Origin of the sequence: Planktothrix sp. FACHB-1355 (assembly GCF_014748295.1) — a bacterium.
GTDB lineage: Bacteria > Cyanobacteriota > Cyanobacteriia > Cyanobacteriales > Aerosakkonemataceae > Aerosakkonema > Aerosakkonema funiforme_A.
In genome coordinates this window covers 1-2,114 of the sequence record NZ_JACJUP010001192.1, presented here as the reverse complement: position 1 = coordinate 2,114, position 2,114 = coordinate 1, and the positions used below count along the sequence as shown (strand labels likewise).

At 44.0% G+C, this 2,114-nt stretch carries 1 protein-coding gene and 1 pseudogene; both read left to right on the top strand.

Annotation, left to right across the window (positions count from 1 at the left end):
* A pseudogene (locus tag H6S82_RS30625) lies at positions 1-277 on the top strand (adenylate/guanylate cyclase domain-containing response regulator); the annotation flags it as partial.
* A 101-nt stretch (positions 278-378) separates the two neighbouring features.
* Positions 379-2,114: cache domain-containing protein (locus tag H6S82_RS30620; protein WP_191057283.1), on the top strand; the 1,736-nt coding region annotated here is incomplete at its 3' end.

The window sequence follows — 2,114 nt, the reverse complement described above, 5'->3', positions numbered from 1 at the left end:
GAAAGGGAAAAAAGAACCAGTCGCGATTTATGAAATCTATGATGAATCTCTGAGCTTATCGAATCAGTTAAAAACGCAGACGCGGACAATGTTCGAGCAAGCGACGATAGCTTATAACGAGCAACATTTTGATGTAGCACAACAAATATTTACAGAAATATTAACTATCAATCCAGATGATAAGGCGGCGATGCTTTATGTAAAACGCTGTCAGCAGTATCAACAATATGGCGTTTCCGAAGGATGGGAAGGCGTGGCAGATTTGGATTTTAAGTAATATTCGGCTATCTTTATCTCATCCTTATTCCGAACTTCGACTAATTACCAGGTGTGCAACTATCTATCTAAATCATCCTTAAGTAAACCAACTGCTTCGCGATGCTCATATTAAAAGGCGCTTTATACAACATCTCCGGAAAAGTTCGTCTGCGAACGATGCTGGTGGTTCCCTTTGTCCTGCAAATCGTTGCTGCTGTAGGCTTAGTCGGCTACCTCTCCTTCCGCAACGGACAGCGAGCGATCGATGACCTGGCAACTCAGTTGAATAAAGAAATTGGTGTCCGCATCAACCAGCACGTTGCTGACTATCTCGATAAATCTTATAACGTTCTGCTACTCATCGAGGCAGGTGTCCAGAGTCGTAATTTACAGCTAGATAACTTTCCTGGATTGCGGCGCTATTTCTGGCAGGTGGTGCAGAAGGAAAAAGTGGAGAGTTATATCTACTTTGGGAACGAACGAGGCGAGTTTGTCGGCGTCGAACGTATGGAAGATGGTACCGCTGAACTCAGACTGCGGACAACTGCTACTGCACCGATTCGCGAGATTTATTTCCTAGACGAATTTGGCGGGAAACAAAAACTATTGAAGTCGGCGGAGTACGATCCCCGCACCCGCCCTTGGTATGAAGCTGCAAAACTTGCTGGCAAAGCTACTTGGAGTCCGATCTTTTCTTCCTTTTCTCGCGAAAATACTTCTCTGGTGGTTTCTCCCGTTCGCCCTATTTACGACTCTAACAATCGGCTTCTGGGGGTTTTATCAATCAATCTCAGTTTGAGGCGAATTACAGAGTTTCTCAAAAGTCTAGAAATCAGTCCTCACGGACAGAGTTTTATTATTGAAAGATCGGGCGAACTAATTGCTAGCTCAACTATTAGCCAGCCGTTTATTATCAAAGGTGAAGGGAAAGACCGGGAGATCGATCGCATCCCCGCAGATAACAGTCCAAATGAGATAGTAAGTTCTACTACTCGCTATTTAAAAGAACATTTCGGTGACTTTGCAGCGATCGATGGCAGTCAAAACCTCAAGTTTAAAATCGAAGATTCATGGCACTACGTTGAGGTCATGCCAATTCGGGATGGACGAGGCATCGATTGGCTAGCCGTGGTAGTTATCCCCGAATCCGACTTTATGGCACAAATTTATGCCAATACCCGACACACCCTTCTGTTATGTAGCCTAGCATTGTTGTTGGCAATTATTGTTGGAATTTTCACCGCAGGGTGGATTACCCGCCCAATCTTAAAAGTCTCTATTGCCTCGGAAGAAATTGCCGCAGGTAAGTTAGAACAGCACATCGAACCTAGCAATATCATCGAAATAGAAAAGCTGACAAATTCATTTAATAGCATGGCAAAGCAACTCCAAGATTACTTTGCTGCTCTAGAAAAGCAAAATGAAGACTTAAAACATCTCGACCAACTCAAAAATGAATTCCTTGCTAACACATCCCACGAACTCCGCACACCCCTCAACGGCATTATCGGGATCGCCGAATCTCTGATTGATGGTGCAACTGGAGAACTCCCACAAACTACACAAGCCAACCTCAATTTAATTGTATCGAGCGGTCGCCGTCTGTCCAATTTAATCAATGATATTCTCGACTTCTCAAAACTCAGACACAAGAATATCGAACTGCAACTCAAAGCTGTAGACTTGCGATCGATTACCAATGTGATTCTTACCCTCAGCCAACCCCTTGCTGCCCACAAAAATTTGAAACTGATCAATTCTATTCCGGCTGACTTTCCCCCAGCAGAAGCTGACGAAAATCGCCTGCAACAAATTTTGCATAACCTTGTCGGCAATGCGATTAAATTTACACCTGC